This is a genomic window from Dyella kyungheensis (genome assembly GCF_016905005.1).
In the GTDB taxonomy this organism is placed as follows: Bacteria; Pseudomonadota; Gammaproteobacteria; order Xanthomonadales; family Rhodanobacteraceae; genus Dyella; species Dyella kyungheensis.
On the sequence record NZ_JADIKC010000001.1, the window covers coordinates 600,087 to 626,042 of the forward strand.

The window sequence follows — 25,956 nt, forward strand, 5'->3', positions numbered from 1 at the left end:
ACGTGTTGTAATTCTAAGATTTCGGGTCTATGTCCGTGACACTGCCAGAGTCCGTGGACGCTTGGCGCATGGTCTCGGCGCGGCGTTCGTTCGAAGGGGAAGTACCCGTGGTCGCCATGAAGCGATTGGGTGGCGCCCTGGCCGAAACGGACGGAACGGCGCGATACGAGCTGGATTTTGGCCGGGATGAGTTTGGTACGGCGTACCTCGATGTCCGCGTCCAGGTTCCGCTCACGCTGACCTGCCAGCGCAGCTTGGAAACGTTCGTCTTGCCCGTGACGGTCGATAGCCGGCTGGGCCTGATCCGTTCCGAGCGCGACGAAGCGGCCCTGCCGCCCAACGTCGAACCGCTGCTGGTGGCTGACGACAGCAAGCTGAGCTTGCTGGATGTCATCGAGGACGAATTGTTGTTGGCATTGCCGCTGGTCCCGGTGAACCCGGACAGCACGCTGCCTGAAGAAGTAACAGGGCCGACGCCGGAAGAAATTTCCAGCGAAAGGCGTACCGATAACCCGTTCGCGGTTTTGCGCGAACTCAAGAAAAACTGATTTAGCTGGAGATTCGCCATGGCCGTTGCCAAGAGCCGCAAGACCCCGTCCACCCGCGGCATGCGTCGTTCGCACGATGCGCTGAAGACCGTGCAGCTGTCGACCGATCCGACCAGTGGCGAAGTGCATCTGCGCCATCACGTCACCAAGGACGGCTACTACCGCGGCAAGAAGGTCATCCAGACCGCCGGCGCGGTGGTCGAAGAGGATTGATCGTTCCCGCAAGGGATACGGTTCCGCATGGCGGCGCGATTTCGCGCCGCTTTGCGTTTATGCGATCACCCACGTAACGTTCACGGTTTGGAAGCGGCTCAAGACCGCTTCATCCCAACCCGTCGCATGGAAAGTTAATGGCCCAGATTTACGCCCGCATCACCGGCACCGGCAGCGCGCTGCCCGAGCGAGTGGTGACCAACGCCGATCTAGAGAAGATCGTCGAGACCAGTGACGAATGGATTGTCAGCCGTACCGGCATTCAACGCCGCCATATCGCCGCTGAGGGCCAGACCACCGGTGACCTTGCCACCGAGGCCGCGGAACGCGCCCTGGAGGCTGCCGGCGTCAAGGCGTCGGAGCTCGATCTGATCGTGCTCGGCACGACGACGCCGGACATCATTTTCCCGTCCACCGCCTGTCTTGTGCAGCATCGTCTGGGCGCCAACGGTTGCGCGGCGTTCGACGTCAATGCGGCCTGTTCGGGCTTCGTCTACGCGCTGGGCATTGCCGACAAGTTCATCCGCAGCGGCCAGTCCAAGAAAGTGCTGGTGATCGGCGCGGAAACACTGACCCGCATGGTCGACTGGACCGAGCGCGAAACCTGCGTGCTGTTCGGCGACGGCGCTGGCGCCGTGGTGCTGGAAGCCTCGGAAGAGCCGGGCATCTACGCCACGCTGCTGCATGCCGACGGCGGCTTCAAGCATCTGCTGTACAACCCCGTGGGCGTTTCGGTCGGCTTCAAGGACGAGCCCAACCACGGCGTGCGCATCAACATGGCTGGCCGCGAAGTGTTCAAGGTCGCCGTGAAGACGCTCGACTCGCTGGTCGACGAAACGTTGCAGGCCGCTGGCATGGACGAGTCGCAGATCGACTGGCTGATTCCGCACCAGGCCAACCTGCGCATCATCGAGGCAACGGCCAAGCGCCTGAAGATGCCGATGGAGCAGGTGATCGTCACCGTGCAGGAACACGCCAACACCTCGTCGGGCTCGGTGCCGCTGGCGCTGGATTACGCGGTGCGTTCGGGCAAGGTCAAGCGTGGGCAGAATCTGCTGCTGGAAGCGTTTGGTGGCGGGTTTACGTGGGCGTCGGCGCTGCTGCGTTATTGATTGCCTCAAGTTCGATGAAAGGCCGCCTGCGGGCGGCTTTTTTTTGCCCGTCGTTCCGGCGCGGGCCGGAAACCCGTAGCGGTGAGCTGCGTTTATCGCGAGCGCCTCCACAGGCTCCTGCGACAACCAAGCCATGCGGCCACTGGATTCCGGCCTGCGCCGGAATGACGGGAAAGTGAGGCGATCGGGCCCTCTGTGACCAAATACAGCTGCGTATGGCGCTGATTACTGGCACCATTCCGTTTTTCGATTTCAGAAAACCCCTATCCATGACCGATACCGCCGCCACGCTCGCTTTCGTTTTCCCTGGCCAGGGTTCGCAATCCATGGGCATGCTGGCTGAGCTGGCCGCTGCGCATGCGGAAGTGAAGGCCACGTTCGACGAGGCATCGCAGGGCGCGGGCATCGACCTGTGGGCGCTCAGCCAGCACGGTCCGGAAGAAGACCTCAACCGCACCGAGAACACGCAGCCGGCGCTGCTCGCCGCCAGCGTGGCGGTGTGGCGCGTGTGGCAGAAGCTCGGTGGCGCGATGCCGGCGCAGATGTCCGGCCACAGCCTGGGCGAGTACAGCGCGCTGGTGTGTGCGGGCGCGCTGTCGCTGCACGACGCCGCTGCGCTGGTCGCCGAGCGCGGCCGCCTGATGCAGGCCGCGGTGCCGCCGGGCGTCGGTGCGATGGCCGCCATCCTCGGTGGCGACGATGCGCAGATCGCGGCAGTGTGCGAGGAAGTCGCGCAGGGCCAGGTGGTATCGCCGGCCAACTTCAACTCGCCCGGCCAGCTCGTCATCGCGGGCAATGCCGAGGCGGTGGATCGCGCGCTGGCCAAGCTGGCGGAGCAGGGCGTGAAGAAGGCCATCAAGCTCGCTGTGTCGGTACCTTCGCATTGCGCACTGATGCGCGATGCGGCCGATCGCCTGGGTGAGCGCATGGCGTCGATCGACTGGACGTTGCCGTCGGTGCCGGTGGTGCAGAACGCCGAAGCGCGCAGCTACGACAACCTGGAAGACATTCGCGGTGCCTTGCAGCGCCAGCTGTACCTGCCGGTGCGCTGGACCCAATGCGTGCAGGCGCTGGTCGCGGGCGGTGCGACGCGCATCGTTGAAGCTGGCCCGGGCAAGGTGCTGGCCGGCCTTATCAAGCGCATCGACAAGAGCGTGGAAGCGCGCGCCATCGGCACGCCGGCCGAGCTGGACGCCGCTCGCGCCGAGTGGGCCTGATTTCCCGCATCTTCCAACGATTCATGCGACTGGACGGCTCGACGTCCAGCCATCCAAAGGAAACGACAGATGAGCAAGACACTGCAAGGTGAGATCGCCCTCGTCACGGGTGCCAGCCGCGGCATCGGTGCCGCCATTGCCGATGAACTGGCCGCGCAGGGCGCCACCGTCATCGGTACCGCGACCAGCGACAGCGGCGCCGCCGCGATCGGCGAACGCCTTGCCGCGCACGGCGGCCATGGCCGCATGCTCAACGTGACCGACGGTGCTTCCATCGATGCGCTCATCGATGGCATCGCAAAGGAATTCGGCCCGGTCTCGATCCTGGTGAACAACGCCGGCATCACCCGCGACCAGCTGCTGATGCGCATGCGCGACGACGACTGGCAGGCGATTCTCGATACCAATCTCACCTCGGTGTACCGCGCCTCCAAGGCGGTGATGCGCGGCATGATGAAGGCGCGCAAGGGCCGCATCATTTCGATTGCCTCGGTGGTCGGCGTCACCGGCAATCCGGGCCAGTCCAACTATGCGGCGGCCAAGGCCGGCATCATTGCGTTCTCCAAGTCGCTGGCGCGCGAGATCGGTTCGCGCGGCATCACCGTGAACGTGGTGGCGCCGGGCTTCATCGACACCGACATGACGCGTTCGCTGCCCGAGGACGCCCGTCAGGCGCTGCTGGGCCAGATCGCGCTGGGTCACCTGGGCGAAGCGACGGATATTGCGAAGGCCGTGGGCTTCCTGGCCTCCCCGTCGGCGGCCTACATCACCGGCGAGACGCTGCATGTGAACGGCGGCATGTACATGCCCTAAGTCGTGAAGAAAGGGCCGCAAGCCCTTCTCGCGTCCTTCATTGTCTGAAATGGCCGGATGGCCTGCCAGCCCTGCTGGCAGGCGGTTTGGCGCGCCGGCGCGGGCCGGCTTAACACGGAGTTGTCGCAAGCTACATCGTTTTAGGCGACAATTGCTTCTTTCGCGCCGGTCCCGTGGCCTGCGTATCACCATTGCTGGCGGATCATGGCGGCCTTGCGGCTTAACCACTACAATCCGCCGGCCATATGTCGGCCTTATGTCCGGCGTTGATCAGGTAACTACTCCTTGGGAGGTATTGGCAACATGAGCACCATCGAAGAGCGCGTCAAGAAAATCGTCATCGAGCAGCTGGGCGTGAAGGAAGAGGAAGTCACGGCGAACGCTTCGTTCGTGGACGATCTGGGCGCTGATTCGCTGGACACCGTCGAGCTGGTCATGGCCCTCGAGGAAGAGTTCGAGACCGAGATTCCGGACGAAGAGGCCGAGAAGATCACCACGGTGCAGCAGGCTGTTGACTACATCAAGGCCCACACCAAGGAGTGATCGCTCTGCTGCGACGACGCCATGCGTCTGTCCACTAGCGATACCGGAAGCTGCGCCACATTGGCGCAGTTTTCGTTTCTGCATTTTGCAACGTCCTGTCCCGTATGGTGCGCACGGCGCACTGCACGGCCCGGATGACGTGGCCACGAATGACGCAGATTGCCTGCCGCCATCGATAGAGCCACGGATACACAAGGGAACATCAGCATGAGCAAACGACGTGTGGTTGTAACCGGGCTGGGCATCATTTCCCCGGTCGGCAACGATGTCACGACGGCCTGGGACAACATCCTCAAGGGCGTCAGCGGCATCGGTGAGGTTACCCATTTCGACGCCACCGCCTATGCCACGCGCATCGCCGGTCAGGTACGTGATTTCGATCCGGCGCAGTGGATTGCCCCGAAAGAGATCAAGAAGATGGATCCGTTCATCCATTACGGCATCGCCGCGGGCACGCAAGCCCTGCGCGATTCCGGCCTGGAAGTGACGGAAGCGAACGCGCCGCGCATCGGCGTGGCCGTGGCGGCCGGCATCGGCGGCCTGCATACCATCGAACATACGTCGATCGAACTGCACGACAAGGGACCGCGTCGCGTGTCGCCGTTCTTCGTGCCGTCCTCGATCATCAACATGGTGTCCGGTCACCTGTCGATCATGTACGGCCTCAAGGGCCCGAACATCGCCTGCGTCACCGCCTGCACCACCGGTACGCACAACATCGGCCTGGCCGCGCGCATGATCCAGTACGGCGATGCCGACGTGATGATCGCCGGCGGCGCCGAGTTCGCCACCACTGGCACGGCGATGGCGGGCTTCTGCTCGGCCAAGGCCATGTCCACCCGCAACGATGAGCCGACCAAGGCCAGCCGTCCGTGGGACAAGGATCGCGACGGTTTCGTGCTGTCCGACGGCGCCGGCGTGCTGGTGCTGGAAGAGTACGAACACGCCAAGGCACGCGGCGCGAAGATCTACGCGGAGCTGGTCGGTTTCGGCATGAGCGGCGACGCGTTCCACATCACCGCCCCGAGCGAAGGTGGCGAAGGTGCGGCGCGCAGCATGGATACGGCGCTGAAGGACGGCCATCTGAACCCGACCGACGTGCAGTACGTCAACGCGCACGGCACCTCCACGCCGCTGGGCGACCTGGGTGAAGTGCTGGCCGCCAAGCGCGTGTTCGGCGATCACGCCTACAAGCTGGCGATGAGCTCGACCAAGTCGGCCACCGGTCACCTGCTGGGTGCGGCTGGCGGCGTGGAAGCGATCTTCACCATCCTGGCCCTGCGCGACCAGGTGCTGCCGCCGACGATCAACCTGGACGAGCCGGGCGAAGGCTGCGACCTGGATTTCGTGCCGCACACCGCGCGCGAAGCGAAGTTCGACGTGGCCATCTCCAACTCGTTCGGCTTCGGCGGCACCAACGGCACGTTGGCATTCCGTCGCATTTGAGCGACGTGACAACGTTTGTTCGGCGTACCTTGCACGGCCGGCGCGATCTCCTCGCGCCGGCCGCTGCATTTCCGGCGCGCTATCCGGGCCTGCTGCAGAGTGTGACCCACGGTACGCCACAGGCGCGCTACGACATCCTGTTTGCGTTCCCGCAGGAGACGCTGTCGTTGCTGGCCGATGGCCGGCTAATCGATGGTCGCGGGCTCGCGCAGGAAGGCCGTTTTCTCGACGCGCTCGACCATGCGTGGCGCGACGCGCGTGCACCGCGCGATGCCTCAAGCGACCTGCCGTTCCATGGCGGCTGGCTGCTGCTGATGAATTACGAGCTGGTCGGCGAGATCGAGGCGCGGTTGCGCCTGCGACCATCGGAAGCATTGCCGACGGCGATGGCATTGCGTTGTCCTGCCGCGGTGATCGTCGACCACGCCCGCGGTTGCACCGTGCTGGTGGCGGAGGAGGGACATCCGTCCCTGCTCGATGCGATGGAAGCCGATCTTCAAGTTAACCTCGACCTTGCAGCGCTTCCCGCACCGACCCGTTGTGGCGAAGACGATCCGTCGTTGTTCCTCGATGGCGTGGCGCGCATCCACGAACACCTGCATGCCGGCGACATCTTCCAGGTGAATCTCTCACGGGCATGGCATGCGCATTACGCGACGCCACCGGCGCCCGCGCAGTTGTACCAATCGTTGCGACAAGCCAATCCTGCACCGTTCGCCGGTTTGTTCCAGCAGCCGGCATGGGCGGTGGTGAGTTCGTCGCCGGAGCGGCTGGTGGAAGTGCGCGATGGCCTGGCGCAGACGCGTCCGATTGCCGGCACGCGTCCGCGTACGCCGGGCGACGACGACGTGGCGCGTATCCGCGAACTCAGCACGCATCCCAAGGAGCGCGCCGAGCACGTGATGCTGATCGACCTGGAGCGCAACGACCTGGGCCGCGTATGCGTGCCAGGCACGGTCGAGGTCGACGAGCTGATGGTGGTGGAAAGCTACGCGCACGTGCATCACATCGTGTCCAACGTGCGTGGACGTTTGCGCGCTGAAGTGACACCGGGCGAAGTGATTGCCGCGACGTTTCCGGGCGGCACCATCACCGGTTGCCCCAAGGTGCGCTGCATGGAAATCATCGCCGCGTTGGAAGACGCGCCGCGTGGTGCCTATACCGGCGCGCTTGGCTATCTGGATCGGAACGGCGACCTGGATCTCAATATCCTTATCCGCACGTTCACGCTGGTTGGCCAGGACGTTACTTTCCGCGCCGGCGCCGGCATCGTGGCCGATTCGGTGGCGGAGAAGGAACTGGACGAGACGCGCGCCAAGGCACGCGGCCTGTTGCGCGCCCTGGGAGTGCAGGGCTGATGTCCGCCCGCCTGCTGGTCAACGGCGAGCCGTCGACCACTGTGTCGGCCTTCGATCGCGGCTTGTCCTACGGCGACGGGCTGTTTGAAACGATTCGTTTCGTGCGTGGCGTGGCGCCGCTCTGGGAGCGGCACATGGCGCGCTTGCACGAGGGTTGCCTACGCTTGCGTCAACCGTTGCCCGATGAGGAAACGCTGCTGCGCGAAGCGGGCAGGGTGATCGACGGAACCGAACACGCCGTCGTGCGCATCACCTTGACGCGCGGCGTAGGGGAGCGGGGCTATGCGCCGCCTCCGGCGCGCGCGCCAACCCGCATCGTGGCTGGCTTCGACGCGCCTGTCATGAGTGGCGATGCGTATGCGGCGGGTCTGCGTGTGCGCTGGTGTGAGACGCAGCTGGCCGCGCAGCCGCTGCTGGCTGGCCTCAAGCACCTCAATCGGCTGGAGCAGGTGTTGGCGCGTGCTGAGTGGTCCGATCCGGCCATCGGCGAAGGCCTGCTCCGCGACCTGGATGGGCGGCTGATCTCAGGCACCATGACCAATCTGTTCGCCGTGCTTGGGGGCGTGCTGGTGACGCCGGCGCTGGATCGCTGCGGCGTGGCAGGCGTGGCGCGTGCGGAAGTTCTCACCCACCAGCCCGAGGCGCAGGTGCGCGACATGCATCCGGCCGAACTGGCCAACGCCAGCGAGCTTTTTCTCAGCTCCAGCGTGCGAGGCATTTTGCCTGTTCAGGCCGTGGGCGATACCGTGTATGTTCCGGGGCCGGTCACCCGTGCTTTGCAACGGCATTGGTGCGGCCTGGGTTTTCCGATGGAGCAGGCATGAGTCGACACAAGATGCAGGGACGGGCGCTATGGCGCGGCTTGATCGTGCTGGTGTTGCTGGCGATCGCCGGCGGCCTCGTCTACGGCTGGATGGACTATCAACGTTTCGTCGGCACGCCGCTGACGGTGTCGGCCGAGGCGCCCAGCGTCGATGTGGCCAAGGGCAGCAGCCTGCGCGATGTGGTCGGCCAATTGCATGAGCAGCATGCGACGAATACACACCCGCTGTACTGGCGCGTGCTGGCCGAACAGTTGCGCGTCGCCGGCCGCCTGCATGCGGGCGAATACGCGCTGACGGCCGGCATTACGCCGCGCGACCTGCTGCTGAACATGGCGGCGGGCAGGGTGGTGCAACGCAACTTCACCATCGTGGACGGCTGGAATTTCCACGAACTGCGCCAGGCCCTGGCCAAGGCCGACAAGCTGAAGCAGGACGCCGCCAGCCTGGACGACGAAGCGCTGATGGCGAAGATCGGCGCGCCGGGCGAAATGCCCGAGGGGCGTTTTCTGCCCGAAACCTATGCCTATGTGAAAGGCGACAGCGATCTGGACGTCCTGCGCCGCGCGCATGCCGCAATGACCAAGCTGCTCGATGCGCAGTGGTCGAAGCGCGACACCCAAGTGCCGCTGGCAACGCCGTACGACGCGCTGATCCTTGCCTCCATCGTGGAGAAGGAAACCGGCCGCGCCGACGAGCGGCCGCGCATCGCCGGCGTGTTCATCCGCCGCCTGCAGAGCCACATGCTGCTGCAGACCGATCCCTCCGTGATCTACGGCATGGGCGACACGTATACGGGCAACATCCACAAGTCCGATCTCACCACCGACACGCCGTACAACACCTATACGCGCGCCGGCCTGCCGCCGACGCCCATCGCCATGCCGGGCAAGCCGGCCATCGAAGCGGCGCTGCATCCCGCCTCCGGCAACGAGCTTTACTTCGTGGCGCGCGGCGACGGCACGCATGTGTTCTCCAGTACGCTGGACGAACACAATCGGAACGTGGCCTGTTTTCAGCTGAAGCGATGCCAATGACGCGCGGAAAACTCATCACGCTCGAAGGCGGCGAAGGCGCCGGCAAGAGCACGCTGCTGGCGGGCCTGCAGAAGCATCTGCTGGCGCAGGGCGTCGCGCTGGTGCAGACGCGCGAACCCGGCGGCACGCCGCTGGGCGAGGCAGTGCGCGCCATCGTGCTCGATCCCGTGCATCGCGAGATGTGCGCGGAATCGGAATTGCTGCTGATGTTCGCCTCGCGCGCGCAGCTGGTGCGCGAATGCGTCGAGCCCGCGCTCGCTGCCGGGCAGTGGGTGTTGTGCGATCGCTTCACCGACGCGAGCTATGCCTATCAGGGCGGTGGCCGTGGCGTGCCGAACGAGCGCATCGCCACGCTGGAGCAATGGGCTACCGGCGGCCTGACGCCCGATCTCACCTTGCTGCTCGATCTTCCCGTGGCCACTGGCCGTGCTCGCGCCGCGGGCCGTGGCGAAGCCGATCGCATCGAAGTGGAAGGCGACACGTTCTTCGAGCGCGTGCGTGCCGCTTATCGTGCGCGCGCCGCCGCCGAGCCGCAGCGCTTCCGCCTCATCGATGCGACGCTGACACCGCCGGAAGTGCTGGCTGCGGCCATCGATGCCACGCGTCATTTGTTCGGAGCGCCGGCATGAGCGCGATGCCCTGGCATGCCGAACACTGGGCACGGCTGCAGGCGCGCCGTGCGCGCGATGCCATGCCGCATGCGCTGCTCTTGTGCGGGCCCAAGGGCCTGGGCAAGCGCGACTTCATGCGACGCTTCGCCGAAGGTCTGCTGTGCCAGCAGACGCAGGACGGCGAGCCCTGTGGGCGGTGCCGCAGTTGCCTGTTGTTTGCCGCCGGCACCCATCCGGATTTTGCGACGCTGAGCTTCGGCTTGCGCAAGGACGGCGTGCAGCGCAGCGAGATCGTGGTCGACCAGATTCGCGATCTCTCCGCACGCCTGGCCATGTCCAGTCAGTTCGGTGGCTGGCAGGTCGTCTGCATCGACCCCGCCGACGCCATGAACGCCGCGGCGGCCAATGCGCTGCTCAAGACGCTGGAAGAGCCCTCGCAACAGACCTTGCTGTTGCTGGTGGCCGACGCGCCATGGCGGTTGCCGCAGACGATACGCAGTCGCTGCCAGCGCATCGAATTTCATCTGCCGCCGCGCGAGGACGCGCTGGCCTGGTTGCAGCAGCAAGGCGTGAAGGATGCGGCTGTTGCGCTCGATGCGGCAGGCGGCAATCCCGGCCTGGCGTGTGCGTGGGCACAGGAAGGCGCGTTGGCGCGCCGGCAGGAGGTGCGCAAGGATCTTGGCGCCTTGGCGGCCGGCCGCGGCGAAGCGATGGAAGTGGCGCGCCGCTGGCTCGACAACGAACCCGAACAACGCCTGTGGTTTGCCGCGCAGGCGGCGGCCGAAGAGATCAAGGCGCGCGCCATCACGGCGTCCGGCCCGCTGGCCAGCCAGCTCGATGCCGAAGGTCTCGACCAGTGGTACATGGCGGCCAACCGCACGCGCGAATCGTTGCGCGGTCCGCTGCGTGGCGATCTGTTGTTGCTGGAGTTGCTGGCGCGCTGGCACTGAGAAAACTCTGACAACGAAAGCCACGGCATGGCGTTTTACTTGGCGGAAAGCCCACTGACAGGCCCTCTGCCTACGCTGCCCCGATGAAGTTTGCTTCCCAACGCCATCTCTCCATTTGGCCGTGGATATCGCTTCTGTTCCTGCTGGTCCTGCGACTGGCATGGCTCAATGCGTACACGCTCAATTCGGACGAAGCCCAACACGCGCACGTTGCCTGGGCGTGGACGCAGGGGCTGCTGCCTTATCGCGATGTGTTCGACAACCACGGCCCGCTGTTCAGTTGGCTGCATTCGCCGTTGCTGAAGTGGCTGGACAACCGTCCCGATGTGCTGACCTGGCTGCGCCTGGCGATGCAGTTCTGGTACGTCATCGCCCTGGGTTCGGCGGGCTGGATGGCGCAGCGCCTCTACGGATGGCGAGTGGCCGCGGTGGTGGTGCTGGTGGCCGGTTTGTTCCCGCGTTTCTTCGTGGTCAGCGGACAGTTCCGCACCGACGACATGTGGATGGCGATGTGGCTGCTGGGTCTGGCCTTCGTGGCGGGAACGCCGCCGCGCCTTTGGCGCTACTTCGTGGCCGGCCTAGCCATGGGCTGCGCGCTGGCCGTATCGCAAAAGACGCTGGTGTTGCTGGTCACCACGGTGGTCGCTGCCGGGGTGGTTCGCTTGTTGCGTCCATCCGATGCACCGCGTGCCGGTGTGCACTGCTGGATGGCTGCATTGCTGGGCGTGCTGGTGGTGCCCGGCATTTTCCTCGTCTGGCTGGGCGCGCATGGTCTGCTGCAGGACGCCTGGTACGCACTGGCGCAGTACAACGTCGGCGGCGCCAACAAGCGTCATGCGGCGCAGCAGGGCCTGTGGTTTCTGATTCTTGCGGCCGTGCTGATCGTCATCTGCATACGCGAGGCGCGCCAGCGTTCGGAAGGCGGCTTCGACTGGACCGTGTTCTTCGCCCTGCAGGGCGGCTTGTACCTGCTGCTGATCTGGTTCATCTGGCCGCTCATCACGCGGCAGGATTTTCTTCCGGTAGTGCCCACGCTGGTGATTGCCGCGGCGGGTTGGGCGGCGACCTGGCAATGGTTGGGTTCGCGCCCGCGACTGCGCGGCGTCTTGCTGATCGCGTTTCTGGTGGCGGAGCTGGCGGCGGTCTTCGCCGAATCGCCGCCGTGGCAGGATGCCCTTGCCGAACAGCGCAATGAACTGTCGAGCGTGCTGCGTTATACGAACGAAACCGACACGGTGATGGACCCCAAGGGCGACACGATTTTCCGCAACCGCCCGTACTATCCGGTGCTGGAAAGCCTGGCCATGCGACGCCTGCGTCGCGGGCAGATGGCCGACACCATCGTCGACGACCTGGTCAACCATCGGACCATGCTGGTGGTCCTGCGTCGCCTGCCGCCGTCGAGCGCCCGCTTCGTGATGCTCAATTATGTGCAGGCCGGGGGAGACATCTGGATCGCGGGACGTATGCTTCCCGATCACCAGCTCAGCCAGACGATGGAAGTGAATGTACCCGGAGACTATGTCGTGACCGATGGACACCAGCGCCTCAGCGGCAGCCTCGACGGCGCGCCGGCGGCGGATCACTGGTTGCTGACCCGTGGCACGCACCACCTGGTGCTGAGCGGGGGCACACCGGTGGCCCTGGTGTGGTCGCAGGCCTTCGATCGTGGCTGGCGTCCGGCGCCTCCTGTCACGGGAGGCTGAGATGTCGCTGAGTCTGAACGCCGGCACGCGCCTGCTGGTGGTCGCGCCGCACCCGGATGACGAATCGATCGCCACCGGCGAGCTGATCCAGCAGGTGCGCCAAGCCGGCGGCGAGGTGCGGATCCTGCTGCTCACCAACGGCGACAACAATCCCTGGCCGCAGCGCTGGGTCGAGCGGCGGATACGGATCGGCGAGGACGATCGCCGCCGCTGGGGCGAACGGCGCCGCAGCGAGGTGGCCCGCGCCCTGGCCCAACTCGGGGTGGATGCCCAGGCGCTGCAGCCGCAGGGCTGGCCCGACATGGGCATCACCAGCCGGGTGTGCGATGCGCTGGGCGCCAGCGTGGCCGTCATCACCGAGTGCCTGGAGGCGTTTCGCCCCACCCTGGTGGCCTTGCCCTCGCTGGGCGACCGTCATCCCGATCACGGTGCCGCCCACGTGCTGACCCGGTTGGGCGTGGCCCGCTGGCAGGGCGAGGCGCCGCGCATGCTGGCCTATCTCGTCCATGGTCGCGAGCCGGCGGCGACCGGCCGCGTGAAGCTCGACTCCTCGGTGGGGCTGCATATGAACAAGATGGCGGCACTGGCCTGCCATCAGAGCCAGATGGCCTTGAGCGGCAAGCGCATGCGCCGCCTGGCCGATCGGGGCGAACGCTACCAATGGGTGCGGCGAACGCCGAGCGGGGCCGACTCGGCCGTGCTGCCCTGGCAACCGCCGCCGTATCTCCAGCGCTGGCTGCGGCTGACCCTGGTCGATCAGCAGGGCGTCCGCGAATGGCCCTGGCGCCAGGCGCCGCTGGCGATGGACGGGCAGGGGCGTCACGTGCTGCATGGGCTGGACCCGGCGGCCACCGGTCCGCGCTTCCTCAAGCTGCACATGAACCTGCCGTCGCCGTGGATCTTCGATCGCTGGGGTTGGTGCGAGCTTTAAGGGCCTGGGTCGCCTGGGTAATTGTTTCCCCTCAGCGTCATTCCGGCGCAGGCCGGAATCCAGTGGCCTCGGTGCCAGGCTTTCGCAAAACCTCACCAGAGCAGGTTCTGCCAACGCGACCACCTGACGTGTTCGCCACTGGATTCCGGCCTGCGCCGGAATGACGCTGAGGGGTTGGGTGGCGCCAGGCAAGAATTGGACTCCAGGCGCCATACCCCGTCACATTCCCTCGACATCTCGCTTGTGACAAAGCCCGGCCGCTCGCTACGATGCGGCCAAGGGGCGCTGCATCAGTGGCGTACAGGAGCACGCATGAATCCGGCCATTGCCGCCCGCCAGGGCATCATTTCGTTGAAGATCAAGGACACGGCGTCGCTCTACAACGCCTATATGCCTTATCTGAAGAACGGTGGCCTGTTCGCGCCCACGGCCCAGAAGTACGCGCTGGGCGACGAAGTGGTGCTGCTGATCAACCTGACCGACGAAGGCGAGCGCCTGTCCGTGGCCGGCAAGGTGGTCTGGGTGACGCCGATCGGCGCGCAGGGCAATCGCACGGCCGGTATCGGCGTGCAGTTCAACGAGTCGACCGACGGCGAAGTGGCCCGCACCCGCATCGAGAACATTCTGGCTGGCCTGACCGGATCAGAGCGTCCTACCCACACCATGTAAGACCTTGGTCGCAATGCCTTGCGGCCTAGCCCACGCGGGTTCACTGAAGCCCTGCAAATCGCCTACCAAATAGCCGTCAAGGCTTGTTGTTGTTAAGCGCACTGATACAATGTCGCGATCCCTCGATTCAGATCGAGGGAAGTCGGACGCTCGCTGCCCCCAATGCACGTGATCGTGGCGCCTAGCCCTTGGCCCTCGCGGGTCATGCCGAACCCAAGTTCCGCGGACCGTTTCCCCGACGGTCACTGATGCGCCAATGAAGGCGCGGAGGTACGTTTCATCGTGCTTGCCCAATACTGGCCCATTCTGCTCTTCATCGGCGTAGCAGCCGGCTTAGGCGTGGTGCTTCTGGTCATCGGCCTGCTGGCCGGCCCGCGTCGCCCCGAGTCCGAGAAGCTCTCGCCGTACGAGTGCGGCTTCGAGGCCTTCGAAGACGCGCGCATGCGTTTCGACGTGCGCTATTACCTGTTGGCGATCCTGTTCATCATCTTCGACCTGGAAATTGCGTTTCTGTTTCCGTGGGCCGTGGTGTTCACCAAGATCGGCCTGATTGCCCTGGTCGAGATGGCGCTGTTCCTGCTGCTGCTGGTCATCGGCTTTGCTTACGTGTGGAAGAAGGGAGCACTGGAATGGGAGTGATCTCGTCGCTCGACCGGGTGATGCACAACCCGCAGCCGTTGAACCTGGTGGACGACATCCTGCGTCCGGCCGAGGACAACCCCGTCATGCAGCGCGGCTTCGCCACCACCAGCGTCGATGCGCTGATGAACTGGGCGCGCACCGGTTCGATGTGGCCGATGACCTTTGGTCTGGCCTGCTGCGCCGTGGAAATGATGCATGCCGGCGCCGCGCGCCTGGACCTGGACCGCTACGGCGTGGTGTTCCGCCCCAGTCCGCGCCAGTCCGACGTGATGATCGTGGCCGGTACGCTGGTCAACAAGATGGCCCCGGCGTTGCGCAAGGTCTACGACCAGATGCCCGACCCGAAGTGGGTGATCTCGATGGGTAGCTGCGCCAACGGCGGCGGCTACTACCACTACTCGTATTCGGTGGTGCGTGGCTGCGATCGCATCGTGCCGGTGGACATCTACGTGCCGGGCTGCCCGCCCACGGCCGAAGCGCTGATCCACGGCATTCTGCAGTTGCAGAAGAAGATCCGCCGCACCAACACCATCGCGCGTTCCTGACAAAGGCGCAGCAGAGCATGACTGATACCTCTTTCAACTCGCTGGCCGAGCGTCTGGCCGCGCGATTCGGCGAGATGCTGACGATCAGCGTCGTCCGCAACGAAGTCACGGCCGAAGTGGCCGCCGCCGACCTGCTCGCGGTGGCCGCCGCGCTGCGTGACGAAGCACCGTTCCGATTCGGTGTGCCGATCGACATCTGCGGCATTGACTACCTCGGCTACGGCCAGACCGAGTGGGACACCGAAACCGTCTCCGGGACCGGCTTCTCGCGTGGCGTGGAAGGCGAGGCGATGGGTCGCTTCAACTGGGCTGACCGTCCGCACGCCGATGCGTCGCCGCGCCGCTTCGCTTCGATCGTTCACCTGCTGTCGCTGGAGCACAACCAGCGCCTGCGCCTGCGCGTGTTCTGCGACGACGACACGCTGCCGATCGTGCCTTCGCTGACCGGCATCTGGCCGGGCGTGAACTGGTTCGAGCGCGAGGCGTTCGACTTGTACGGCATCATCTACGACGGTCACCCGGACCTGCGCCGCATCCTCACCGACTACGGCTTCGTGGGTCATCCGTTCCGCAAGGACTTCCCGCTGATCGGCAACGTCGAAGTGCGCTACGACCCCGAGCAGAAGCGCGTGGTGTACGAACCCGTGTCGATCGAGCCGCGCGTGCTGGTGCCGCGCGTCATCCGCGACGACGCCGACCTGCTGCAGGCGAAGGCCGAAGCGGCCGATAACTGGCGGAATAACTGATCATGCAAGAGATCCGCAATTACACGATGAACTTCGGCCCGCAGCATCCCGCTGCGCACGGCGTGCTGCGCCTGGTGCTGGAGATGGACGGCGAGACCATCGTCCGCGCCGATCCGCATATCGGCCTGCTTCATCGCGGTACCGAAAAGCTGGCCGAGTCCAAGCCGTTCAATCAGTCGATCGGCTACATGGACCGTCTCGACTACGTGTCGATGATGTGCAACGAGCACGCCTACGTGCGTTCCATCGAGACCCTGCTGGGGATCGAGGTGCCGGAGCGTGCGCAGTACATCCGCACCATGTTCGACGAGATCACCCGCATCCTCAATCACCTGATGTGGATCGGCTCCAACGCGCTCGACCTGGGCGCGATGGCGGTGTTCCTGTACGCGTTCCGCGAGCGCGAGGAACTGATGGACGTCTACGAGGCGGTATCGGGCGCGCGCATGCACGCCACGTATTACCGTCCGGGCGGCGTCTACCGTGACCTCCCGGATCACATGTCGCAGTACCGCGAGTCGCCCTGGCACAAGGGCAAGGACCTCAAGCGCCTGAATTCCTGGCGCGAAGGTTCCATGCTCGACTACCTGGAAGCGTTCAGCAGCGACTTCCCGACCAAGGTCGACGAGTACGAAGAACTGCTCACCAACAACCGTATCTGGAAGCAGCGCACCGTCGGCATCGGCGTGATTCCGCCGGAAAAGGCCCAGGCCTGGGGCATGACCGGCGTGATGCTGCGCGGCTCGGGCGTCGAGTGGGACCTGCGCAAGAAGCAGCCGTACGCCAAGTACGCCGAGGTGGATTTCGACATCCCGGTGGGCGTGGGCGGCGACTGCTACGACCGTTACCTGGTGCGCGTGGAAGAAATGCGCCAGTCCAACCGCATCATCCAGCAATGCGTGAAATGGCTGAAGGCCAACCCCGGCCCGGTCATCGTGCAGAACTACAAGGTCGCTCCGCCTCATCGCGAAACGATGAAAGAGGACATGGAAGCGCTGATCCACCACTTCAAGCTGTTCACCGAAGGCTACGGCGTGCCGGCAGGCGAGACGTACGCAGCGGTGGAAGCGCCGAAGGGCGAGTTCGGCTGCTACCTGGTCTCCGACGGCGCCAACAAGCCGTTCCGCGTGCATTTGCGCGCACCGGGTTTTGCCCACCTGTCCTCGATGGATGCCATCGTGCGCGGCCACATGCTGGCTGACGTGGTGGCGATGATCGGTACTTATGACCTCGTGTTCGGCGAAGTCGATCGCTGAGCCCACGGGAGCCACTACATGAAAGCCACCGGAAATTACGAGCAGGTCAAGAACGTCGACCCGCTCGTCGTACTCAACGAACACACTCGTCATCACATCGAGGAGTGGGTTGCCCGTTTTCCGCCGGACCGCAAGCGGTCGGCGCTGATCCAGGCGCTGTTTGCCGCGCAGGAGCAGAACCAGGGCTTCCTCACCGATGAGCTGATCACCGCCGTTGCCAAGTACCTCGACCTGCCCGCGGTGTGGGCGTACGAGGTGGCCAGCTTCTATTCGATGCTCGAGACGAAGCCGGTCGGCCGCAACAACGTCGCGATCTGCACCAACGTCTCGTGTTGGCTCAATGGCGCGGACGACCTGGTGAAGCATTGCGAGCAGAAACTCGGCATCAAGCTGGGCGAAAGCACCGCCGATGGCCGCGTGTATCTGAAGCGCGAAGAAGAATGCATCGCCGCCTGCGCCAGCGCGCCGGCGATGACCGTCAATGGTCACTACCACGAGCGACTCTCGATCCAGAAGATCGATGAAATCCTCGATGGTTTGAAATAAGGGCTGGGCGCAATGGCTTACGGACCCGCACCCCAAGAACATCAGGTCGTCTACACCACGCTGCATTTCGACAAGCCGTGGGCGATGGACAGCTACACCCAGGTGGGTGGCTATGAAGCGTGGAAGAAGATCCTCGCCGAGAAGCCCGACCCGACCACCCTGATCGACGAGATCAAGAAGAGCAACCTGCGCGGCCGTGGCGGCGCAGGCTTCCCGACCGGCCTGAAGTGGTCCTTCATGCCCAAGGGCACCATGCAGAAGTACATCCTCTGCAACTCCGACGAATCGGAGCCGGGCACCTGCAAGGACCGCGACATCCTGCGCTTCAACCCGCATGCGGTGATCGAAGGCATGGCGATCGCGTGCTATTGCACCGGTTCCACCGTGGCCTACAACTACCTGCGTGGCGAGTTCCATCACGAGCCGTTCGAGCATTTCGAAGAGGCGCTGAAGGAAGCGTACGCGGCAGGCCTGCTGGGCAAGAACATCCAGGGCACCGGCCTCGATGTGGACATCTATGGCGCACTCGGCGCCGGTGCCTACATCTGCGGCGAAGAAACCGCGCTGATGGAATCGCTGGAAGGCAAGAAGGGCCAGCCGCGCTTCAAGCCGCCGTTCCCGGCCAACTTCGGCCTGTACGGCAAGCCCAGCACGATCAACAACACCGAAACCTATGCCTCGGTGCCGGCGATCCTGCGCAAGGGCGCCGATTGGTTCCTGGCGCAGAGCAAGACCAAGAACGGCGGTCCGAAGATCTTCTCGGTCTCCGGTTGCGTGCAGAAGGGCGGCAACTTCGAAGTGCCGCTCGGCACCACGTTTGACGAACTGCTGGAAATGGCCGGCGGCCTGCGTCCGGGCCGCACGCTGAAGGGTGCGATTCCCGGCGGCGTGTCGATGCCGGTGCTGCGTGCCGAGCAGCTGAAGGGCCTGCCGTTCGACTACGACACGCTGCGCGACCTCAAGACGGGTCTCGGCTCGGGCGCCATCGTGGTGCTCGACGACACCGTCTGCACGGTGCGCTTCACCCGCCGCATCTCGCAGTTCTTCCACAAGGAAAGCTGCGGCCAGTGCACGCCGTGCCGCGAAGGCACCGGCTGGATGCACCGCGTGCTGGATCGCATCGTGGAAGGCAAGGGCACGATGGAAGATCTGCATCGCCTGAAGGCCATTGCCGGCCAGATCGAAGGCCACACCATCTGCGCATTCGGCGAAGCCGCGGCGTGGCCGGTGCAGGGCTTCCTGCGCCAGTTCTGGGATGAATTCGAGTACTACATCGTCAATGGCCGCTCCATTGTCGACGACAAGCTTGGAGCCGCCGCATGAGTGCGCAGCCCGCAGCACCCAATCTCGACCTCGTGAACATCGAGGTCGATGGCAAGCCCACGCAGATCCGCAAGGGCGCCATGATCATCGAAGCGGCGGATGCCATCGGCATCAACATTCCGCGCTTCTGCTATCACCGCAAGCTCCCCATCGCCGCCAACTGCCGCATGTGCCTGGTGGAAGTGGAAATGGGCGGCAAGCCCATGCCCAAGCCCCAGCCGGCCTGCGCCACCCCGGTGGCCGAAGGCATGAAGGTCACCACGCGCTCCGACTCCGCCCTGAAGTTCCAGAAGGACGTGATGGAGTTCCTGCTGATCAACCACCCGCTGGATTGCCCGATCTGCGATCAGGGCGGCGAGTGTGAACTGCAGGACGTCGCGCTGGGCTACGGCCGCAGCGTGTCGCGTTACACCGAACGCAAGCGCACCATCGCCGATGAAAACCTCGGCCCCTTGGTCGCCACCGAGATGACCCGCTGCATCCAGTGCACGCGCTGCGTGCGCTTCACCAGCGAAATCGCCGGTACGTACGAGCTCGGCGGCATGAGCCGCGGCGACAACCTGCAGATCGGTACCTACATCGGCAAGACCATCGAGACGGAGCTGTCGGGCAACATCATCGACGTCTGCCCGGTGGGCGCGCTCACCAACAAGCCGTTCCAGTTCCAGGCGCGCGCCTGGGAACTGATCGCGAAGCCTTCCGTCGCCTATCACGATGCGCTGGGCTCCAACCTGTGGCTGCATACGCGCCGCGGTGAGGTGCTGCGCACGGTGCCGCGCGACAACGAATCGATCAACGAGTGCTGGCTCTCCGACCGCGACCGCTACAGCCACCAGGGCCTGTATGCCGCCGATCGCGTGGGCGCACCGCAGGTCAAGCGCAACGGCCAGTGGGTCACCACCAGCTGGGACGACGCCCTCGGTGCCGCCGCCGAAGCATTGAAGACCGTGCCGGGCAGCGAGCTGGGTGTGCTGGTTCATCCGGCCACCACCAACGAAGAAGGCGACCTGCTGGTGCGCCTCGCGCGTGGTCTGGGCAGCGCGCATATCGATCACCGCGTGCGCCAGCTGGACTTCGCCGACAACGCGATTGCCACGCCGTTCGCCAAGCCGGTGGCCGAGCTGGACAAGGTCAAGGCCGCGCTGCTGGTCGGCTCGGATCTGCGCCACGAAATGCCGCTCCTCAACCACCGCATCCATCAGGCGGTGAAGAAGGGCGCCAAGGTTTACGCGGTCAATCCGGCCAGCTTCAATTTCAACTATCGCCTCGCCGGCGAAGCCATCGTGGCGCCGCAGGCGCTGGTCGATGCGCTGCTGTCGCTGGCCAAGGGCGTGGTCGAAGCGGGCGCTACCGCACCGGCCGCATTGGCCGATGCGATCCATGCTGCTTCGTGCGACGAGGGCGACAAGGACGCGATTGCCGATCTCAAGAGCGGCAGCGCGGTGGTCATCCTCGGCGAAGCCGCCGTCACCCATCCGCAGGCCTCGTGGCTGCGTGCCGTGGCGCAGTTCATCGCGCAGGCAACGGGTGCGGCTTACAACGAACTGCCGGTCGGTGCGAACGCCGTGGGCCTGGGCCGCGTTGGTGTGCTGCCGGGCAACGGTGGCCTGGATGCGCAGGCGATGCTGGCGCAGCCGCGCAAGGCTTATGTGTTGTACGGCGTCGAAGCGCAGGACGTGGCCAACGGTGCCGCTTTCCTGAAGGCGCTCAAGGGCGCGCAGAAGGTGGTCGCGTTTACCGCTTACGCCAGCGATGCGCTGCGCGAAGCGGCCGATGTGATCCTGCCGATCGCCTTGCTGCCGGAAAACGACGGCACCCTGGTGAACGTCGACGGTCTTTCGCAGAGCGTGGCGGCCGGTGCGAAGGCACCGGGCGAAGCGCGTCCGGGTTGGAAGGTGCTGCGTGCACTCGGCGGCGCGATGAAGGTCGCGGGCTTCGAGTTCGACGATCTCGCCGGCCTGCGCGAAGGCATCAACGAGCGTGCGCCTCAGCCGCGTGCCGAGCTGGCCTCGCGTGCTGCGGCCGGTGGCGTCACTCGTCTGGCCACCTGGCCGATCTATCGCACCGACGCCGTGCTCCGTCGCGCCACCGCGCTCAGCAAGCATCCGCTCAACCGTGCGCCGGCCGTTCGCGTGAATGCGGACGAAGCCAAGCGTCTGGGCCTGGAGCAGGGCAGTGCGGTGCGCGTGGCCGATGCCGTGCTGCCGCTGGTGATCGACGTGACCGTGCCCGATGGCGCGGCATGGATCGAAGCCGCACACGAAGACACCGTCTCGCTGCCGCCTTACGGCGCAGCCCTCACCCTGAGCAAGGCATAAGCACATGGGCGAACAGATTTTCAACCAGGTGGTGATGCCGGTCATCTACATCCTGTGCATCGTCCTGCCGTTGGTGATCACGGTGGCGCTGTACGTGTGGTGGGAGCGCAAGGTGCTCGGCTGGATGCACGTGCGCATGGGACCCAACAAGATCGGCCCGTTCGGTCTGTTGCAGGCCTTTGCGGACGTGACCAAGCTGCTGATCAAGGAAGTGATTCTTCCGACCAGCGCGAACAAGGCGCTGTACTACATGGCGCCGCTGATCGCCCTGGTGCCGGCTCTCGCGGCCTGGGCGGTGATCCCGTTCAACGACAAGATGGTGCTGGCCAACGTCAACGCCGGCCTGTTGTACCTGCTGGCGATGACCTCGCTGGGCGTGTACGGCATCATCCTGGCCGGCTGGGCCTCCAACTCGCGCTACGCGCTGCTGGGTGCGATGCGTTCGGCCGCGCAGGTGATCTCGTACGAACTGGCCATGGGCTTGTGCCTGGTCTGCGTGCTGGTGCTGGCCGGTTCCCTGAACCTCACCGACATCGTGCATGCGCAGGCCGGCAGCAAGGGCATCTTCGACTGGTTCATGTGGCCGCTGCTGCCGGTGTTCATCATCTACTTCATCTCGGGCGTGGCCGAAACCAACCGCGCACCGTTCGACGTGGCGGAAGGCGAGTCGGAAATCGTCGCCGGCTTCCACGTGGAGTATTCGGGTTCGGCGTTCGCGCTGTTCTTCCTGGCCGAATACGCCAACATGATCCTGATCAGCTTCCTCGCACCGATCCTGTTCATGGGCGGCTGGCTGTCGCCGCTGCCGGCCTCGTGGGGCTTGCTTGGCCAGGCCAGCATCCTCTGGCTGTTCGTCAAAGTATTCGTGTTCGCCTTCATGTTCCTGTGGTTCCGCGCGAGCTTCCCGCGTTACCGCTATGACCAGATCATGCGTCTGGGCTGGAAGGTGTTCATTCCCATCACCATCGTCTGGGTCCTCGTCGCCGGCTGCATGAAGTTTTTCGGCTGGGTCACGGTCGGCACGGGAGGCTGAAGAAACATGTCCCGCGTAACTCACTATTTCAAAAGCCTGCTGCTGATCGAGCTGCTGAAGGGCTTGGGCCTGACCATGCGTTACATGTTCAGCCCCAAGTACACGATGCGCTATCCGATGGAGCACATCCCCAAGTCCAACCGCTTCCGCGGCCTGCATGCGCTGCGCCGCTATGCCAACGGCGAAGAGCGCTGCATCGCGTGCAAGCTGTGCGAGGCCGTGTGCCCGGCGCTCGCCATCACCATCGACTCCGCTCCGCGCGAGAGCGACGGCCAGCGCCGCACCACGCGTTACGACATCGACCTGTTCAAGTGCATCTTCTGCGGTTTCTGCGAAGAGAGCTGCCCGGTCGACTCGATCGTCGAAACGCATATCCACGAGTACCACTTCGAGCAGCGTGGCGAGAACGTGGTGACCAAGCCGCAGCTGCTCGCCATCGGCGACCGCTTCGAGCAGGACATCGCGGCTGCCCGCGCTCAAGACGCCGCGTATCGCTGAGGACGGGACATCATGATTGATACCAACATGTTCCAACTCGTGTGTTTCTATGCCTTCGCGGCCGTCACCGTGGTGGCGGCGCTGGGTGTGATCACGCTGCGCAACTCGGTGCATGCCGTGCTGTCGCTGGTGCTGACCTTCTTCAGCACCGCCTGCATCTGGCTGCTGGCCGAAGCGGAATTCCTGGCCATTGCCCTGATCGTCGTCTACGTGGGCGCGGTGATGGTGCTGTTCCTGTTCGTGGTGATGATGCTCGACATCAAGCAGGAGCAGGTGCGGGAAGGCTTCATCAAATACCTGCCGGTGGGCATCATCGTGGCCCTGATCATGCTGGGCGAAATGCTTGCGCTGATCGGCGTGCGCGCGATGCACCAGGCGGTGATGGGCGCCGATCCGGCCGCTGCAGCGGGCATGTCCAACACGGCATGGCTGGGCACGGCGCTCTACACCCAGTTCCTGCTGCCGTTCGAAGTCGCTGCGCTGATCCTGACGGTGGGCGTGGTGGCGGCGGTGGTGCTGACCCTGCGTCAACGCACCGGCGTGCGTCACCAGCAGGCTTCGCAACAGGTTCGCGTCAATGCACGTGACCGCGTGCGCGTGGTGAAGATGGCGGCGGAAGTTCCCGCCGCGCCGCAGCCGGCACCGGGCAAGGAGACCACCCCATGATCACGCTTTCGCACTTCATCGTGCTTGGCGCCGTGCTGTTCTGCATCGCGCTGGCCAGCCTCTTCATCAACCGCAAGAACGTCATCGTGTTGCTGATGTCGATCGAGCTGATGCTGCTGGCGGTGAACATCAACTTCGTCGCGTTCTCCCGTTTCCTGGGCGACGTGGCGGGGCAGGTGTTCGTGTTCTTCATCCTCACCGTGGCCGCGGCGGAAACCGCCATCGGCCTGGCGATCCTGGTCCTGCTGATGCGCAATCGCAGCACCATCAACGTCGCCGAAATCGACAGCATGAAGGGCTGACCCGATGGAATTGTCCACTTCCATTCTGCTGACCATCGCCCTGGCCCCGCTCGTCGGCTGCCTTCTGGCGGGTTTCCTTGGTCGTTTCCTCGGTCGCGCCGGTTCGCACAGCGTGACCATCCTGGGCGTGGCGATCGCCTGCGGCCTGTCGTTCTACGTGCTCTACCAGCTCACCGCGGGCGGTGCGCCGGTCTACAACCAGAACATCTACACCTGGTTCGAGATCGGCAACTACAGCGCCCACGTCGGCTTCATGATCGATCGCCTGACCGCCATGATGATGGTGGTGGTGACCTTCGTGTCGCTGCTGGTGCACATCTACACCATCGGCTACATGGCCGACGATCCGGGTTACCAGCGCTTCTTCAGCTACATCTCGCTGTTCACCTTCTCGATGTTGATGCTCGTGATGAGCAACAACTTCATGCAGCTGTTCTTCGGCTGGGAAGCGGTGGGCCTGGTGTCGTACCTGCTGATCGGCTTCTGGTACAAGCGCCCGACGGCGATCTTCGCCAACCTCAAGGCGTTCCTGGTCAACCGCGTGGGCGACTTCGGCTTCCTGCTCGGTATTGCCGGCGTGCTGTATTTCCTGGGCACGCTCGACTACAGCACCGCGTTCGCCGCGGCGCCGACGTTGGTGGGCCGGTCCCTGCAGATCACCCAGAGCACGCATTGGGATGCCGCGACCGTCATCTGCATCTGCCTGTTCATCGGCGCGATGGGCAAGTCGGCCCAGGTGCCGCTGCACGTGTGGCTGCCCGATTCGATGGAAGGCCCCACCCCGATCTCGGCACTGATCCACGCCGCGACCATGGTGACCGCCGGCATCTTCATGGTGGCGCGCATGTCGCCGCTGTTCGAACTGTCGGAAACCGCGCTCAGCTTCGTGATGATCATCGGCGCCACCGGCGCGTTGTTCACCGGCCTGATCGGCATCGTGCAGAACGACATCAAGCGCGTCGTCGCGTACTCCACGCTGTCGCAGCTGGGCTACATGACGGTGGCGCTGGGCGTGTCGGCCTATGCCGGCGCCGTGTTCCACCTGATGACGCATGCCTTCTTCAAGGCGCTGCTGTTCCTCGGTGCGGGCTCGGTGATCATCGCCATGCACCACGAGCAGGACATGCGCTACATGGGCGGCCTGCGCAAGTACATGCCGATCACCTGGATCACCATGTGGATCGGTTCGCTGGCGCTGTGCGGCGTGCCGTTCTTCGCGGGCTTCTACTCGAAGGACGCGATCATCGAAGCGGTGGGCGAGTCCCATCGCGCCGGTGCCACCTACGCCTATTTCTGCGTGATGGCCGGTGCCTTCGTGACGGCGCTGTACACCTTCCGCCAGATGTACCTGACCTTCCACGGCAAGGAGCGTTTCGTGGTGGTGCACGATCATGGCCACGGCCATGCACACGGCCACGACGACCATGCCCACGACGATCATGCGCATGCCGGGCACGATGAACACCATCACGTCTCGCACAAGGATGACCACGGCCATCACGAGCCGGGCATCATGCACGAGACGCCGAAGGAGTCGCCGTGGGTGGTGACGCTGCCGCTGATCCTGCTGGCGATCCCGTCGCTGCTGATCGGTTTCTTCACCGTGGGGCCGGCGCTGTTCGGCGACTGGTTCGGTTCGGCCATCCACGTGAACGAGGTGAACAACGTCCTGGGCGAAGTCGGCAAGGAGTTCCACGGCGCGCTGCCGATGGCGCTGCATGGCTTCCTCCAGCTGCCGTTCCTGCTGGTGCTGACCGCGTTCGCGATCCAGACCTACATCTACCTGTTCAACCCGGCGCTGGCCGAGCGCATCAAGAACGCGCTCAAGCCGATCTACAACCTGTTGAACCACAAGTACTGGTTCGACGCGGTGTATTTCATCGTCTTCGCCCGCGGCAGCATGGCCTTGGGCCGTGGCCTGTGGAAGGGCGGCGACGCAGCGATCATCGACGGCGTGATGGTCGATGGTTCGGCGAAACTGGTGGACCGTATCGCCGGTGGCGTGCGTCGCCTGCAGTCCGGTTATCTCTATCACTACGCCTTCGCGATGATCCTTGGCCTAATCCTGCTGCTTGGCGGGTATTGGCTGGTCGGGCAATAAGGGAA

27 protein-coding genes are annotated in these 25,956 nt (G+C 64.8%); all 27 read left to right on the plus strand.

Annotated elements, in window-relative coordinates:
- The first annotated feature begins 29 nt into the window (after positions 1-29).
- The 27 genes from ISP20_RS02825 to nuoL all read left to right on the plus strand — a co-directional run bounded on the left by ISP20_RS02825 (position 30) and on the right by nuoL (position 25,951).
- Complete coding sequence (locus tag ISP20_RS02825; RefSeq protein ID WP_425490756.1) at positions 30-548, plus strand: YceD family protein; 519 nt, start codon at positions 30-32, stop codon at positions 546-548.
- An 18-nt stretch (positions 549-566) separates the two neighbouring features.
- Complete coding sequence (gene rpmF / locus ISP20_RS02830) at positions 567-761, plus strand: 50S ribosomal protein L32 (protein ID WP_046970143.1); 195 nt, start codon at positions 567-569, stop codon at positions 759-761.
- Positions 762-898: 137 nt separating this feature from the next.
- Positions 899-1,873, plus strand: coding sequence for a beta-ketoacyl-ACP synthase III (locus ISP20_RS02835; protein ID WP_046970144.1), 975 nt, complete (start codon positions 899-901; stop codon positions 1,871-1,873).
- 269 nt (positions 1,874-2,142) lie between these two features.
- Positions 2,143-3,090, plus strand: coding sequence for an ACP S-malonyltransferase (gene fabD, locus ISP20_RS02840; RefSeq protein ID WP_204634532.1), 948 nt, complete (start codon positions 2,143-2,145; stop codon positions 3,088-3,090).
- Between the two features lie 69 nt (positions 3,091-3,159).
- Positions 3,160-3,903, plus strand: a complete 744-nt coding sequence (gene fabG / locus ISP20_RS02845) for a 3-oxoacyl-ACP reductase FabG (RefSeq protein ID WP_204634533.1) — start codon at positions 3,160-3,162, stop codon at positions 3,901-3,903.
- Between the two features lie 303 nt (positions 3,904-4,206).
- Complete coding sequence (acpP, locus tag ISP20_RS02850) at positions 4,207-4,446, plus strand: acyl carrier protein (protein WP_019466215.1); 240 nt, start codon at positions 4,207-4,209, stop codon at positions 4,444-4,446.
- Positions 4,447-4,653: 207 nt separating this feature from the next.
- Positions 4,654-5,892 (plus strand): beta-ketoacyl-ACP synthase II, encoded by a 1,239-nt coding sequence (gene fabF / locus ISP20_RS02855; protein WP_204634534.1) that lies wholly within the window; start codon positions 4,654-4,656, stop codon positions 5,890-5,892.
- Between the two features lie 5 nt (positions 5,893-5,897).
- Positions 5,898-7,250: an aminodeoxychorismate synthase component I gene (locus ISP20_RS02860; RefSeq protein WP_204634535.1), complete on the plus strand. Its 1,353-nt coding sequence runs from the start codon at positions 5,898-5,900 to the stop codon at positions 7,248-7,250.
- Entirely contained in the window at positions 7,250-8,074 is an 825-nt protein-coding gene (gene pabC, locus ISP20_RS02865; protein ID WP_204634536.1) for an aminodeoxychorismate lyase, read from the plus strand. The genes ISP20_RS02860 and pabC overlap by 1 nt, the downstream gene beginning before the upstream one ends.
- Positions 8,071-9,108 carry an endolytic transglycosylase MltG gene (gene mltG, locus ISP20_RS02870; protein ID WP_204634537.1) on the plus strand — a complete coding sequence of 346 codons (1,038 nt, stop codon included), beginning with the start codon at positions 8,071-8,073 and terminating at the stop codon, positions 9,106-9,108. The genes pabC and mltG overlap by 4 nt, the downstream gene beginning before the upstream one ends.
- Entirely contained in the window at positions 9,099-9,737 is a 639-nt protein-coding gene (gene tmk, locus ISP20_RS02875; RefSeq protein ID WP_204634538.1) for a dTMP kinase, read from the plus strand. The genes mltG and tmk overlap by 10 nt, the downstream gene beginning before the upstream one ends.
- Entirely contained in the window at positions 9,734-10,669 is a 936-nt protein-coding gene (gene holB, locus ISP20_RS02880; RefSeq protein WP_204634539.1) for a DNA polymerase III subunit delta', read from the plus strand. The genes tmk and holB overlap by 4 nt, the downstream gene beginning before the upstream one ends.
- An 83-nt stretch (positions 10,670-10,752) precedes the next feature.
- Positions 10,753-12,375, plus strand: a complete 1,623-nt coding sequence (locus tag ISP20_RS02885) for a hypothetical protein (RefSeq protein WP_204634540.1) — start codon at positions 10,753-10,755, stop codon at positions 12,373-12,375.
- Position 12,376: 1 nt separating this feature from the next.
- Positions 12,377-13,306: a PIG-L deacetylase family protein gene (locus tag ISP20_RS02890; protein ID WP_204634541.1), complete on the plus strand. Its 930-nt coding sequence runs from the start codon at positions 12,377-12,379 to the stop codon at positions 13,304-13,306.
- 312 nt (positions 13,307-13,618) lie between these two features.
- On the plus strand, positions 13,619-13,975 hold the full coding sequence (locus tag ISP20_RS02895; RefSeq protein WP_204634542.1) for a PilZ domain-containing protein: 357 nt from the start codon (positions 13,619-13,621) through the stop codon (positions 13,973-13,975).
- Positions 13,976-14,257: 282 nt separating this feature from the next.
- Positions 14,258-14,614 (plus strand): NADH-quinone oxidoreductase subunit A, encoded by a 357-nt coding sequence (locus ISP20_RS02900; RefSeq protein ID WP_121880989.1) that lies wholly within the window; start codon positions 14,258-14,260, stop codon positions 14,612-14,614.
- Entirely contained in the window at positions 14,605-15,162 is a 558-nt protein-coding gene (locus tag ISP20_RS02905; RefSeq protein ID WP_046970156.1) for a NuoB/complex I 20 kDa subunit family protein, read from the plus strand. The genes ISP20_RS02900 and ISP20_RS02905 overlap by 10 nt, the downstream gene beginning before the upstream one ends.
- Before the next feature lie 17 nt (positions 15,163-15,179).
- The gene (locus ISP20_RS02910; RefSeq protein ID WP_204634543.1) at positions 15,180-15,908 is read left to right on the plus strand and encodes an NADH-quinone oxidoreductase subunit C; all 729 of its coding nucleotides are present in this window, start codon (positions 15,180-15,182) and stop codon (positions 15,906-15,908) included.
- A gap of 2 nt (positions 15,909-15,910) precedes the next feature.
- The gene (locus ISP20_RS02915) at positions 15,911-17,164 is read left to right on the plus strand and encodes an NADH-quinone oxidoreductase subunit D (RefSeq protein ID WP_204634544.1); all 1,254 of its coding nucleotides are present in this window, start codon (positions 15,911-15,913) and stop codon (positions 17,162-17,164) included.
- An 18-nt stretch (positions 17,165-17,182) separates the two neighbouring features.
- Complete coding sequence (nuoE, locus tag ISP20_RS02920) at positions 17,183-17,710, plus strand: NADH-quinone oxidoreductase subunit NuoE (RefSeq protein ID WP_204634545.1); 528 nt, start codon at positions 17,183-17,185, stop codon at positions 17,708-17,710.
- Positions 17,711-17,722: 12 nt separating this feature from the next.
- Positions 17,723-19,033 (plus strand): NADH-quinone oxidoreductase subunit NuoF, encoded by a 1,311-nt coding sequence (nuoF, locus tag ISP20_RS02925; protein WP_204634546.1) that lies wholly within the window; start codon positions 17,723-17,725, stop codon positions 19,031-19,033.
- Entirely contained in the window at positions 19,030-21,351 is a 2,322-nt protein-coding gene (nuoG, locus tag ISP20_RS02930) for an NADH-quinone oxidoreductase subunit NuoG (protein ID WP_204634547.1), read from the plus strand. The genes nuoF and nuoG overlap by 4 nt, the downstream gene beginning before the upstream one ends.
- Before the next feature lie 4 nt (positions 21,352-21,355).
- Positions 21,356-22,384, plus strand: coding sequence for an NADH-quinone oxidoreductase subunit NuoH (nuoH, locus tag ISP20_RS02935; RefSeq protein WP_204634548.1), 1,029 nt, complete (start codon positions 21,356-21,358; stop codon positions 22,382-22,384).
- 6 nt (positions 22,385-22,390) lie between these two features.
- Complete coding sequence (nuoI, locus tag ISP20_RS02940; RefSeq protein WP_204634549.1) at positions 22,391-22,882, plus strand: NADH-quinone oxidoreductase subunit NuoI; 492 nt, start codon at positions 22,391-22,393, stop codon at positions 22,880-22,882.
- A 12-nt stretch (positions 22,883-22,894) separates the two neighbouring features.
- Complete coding sequence (locus ISP20_RS02945) at positions 22,895-23,548, plus strand: NADH-quinone oxidoreductase subunit J (protein WP_204634550.1); 654 nt, start codon at positions 22,895-22,897, stop codon at positions 23,546-23,548.
- Positions 23,545-23,850 carry an NADH-quinone oxidoreductase subunit NuoK gene (gene nuoK, locus ISP20_RS02950; protein ID WP_204634551.1) on the plus strand — a complete coding sequence of 102 codons (306 nt, stop codon included), beginning with the start codon at positions 23,545-23,547 and terminating at the stop codon, positions 23,848-23,850. The genes ISP20_RS02945 and nuoK overlap by 4 nt, the downstream gene beginning before the upstream one ends.
- A 4-nt stretch (positions 23,851-23,854) precedes the next feature.
- A complete protein-coding gene (gene nuoL / locus ISP20_RS02955; protein ID WP_204634552.1) occupies positions 23,855-25,951 on the plus strand; it encodes an NADH-quinone oxidoreductase subunit L in 2,097 nt (698 codons plus the stop codon).
- Positions 25,952-25,956 lie beyond the last annotated feature (5 nt).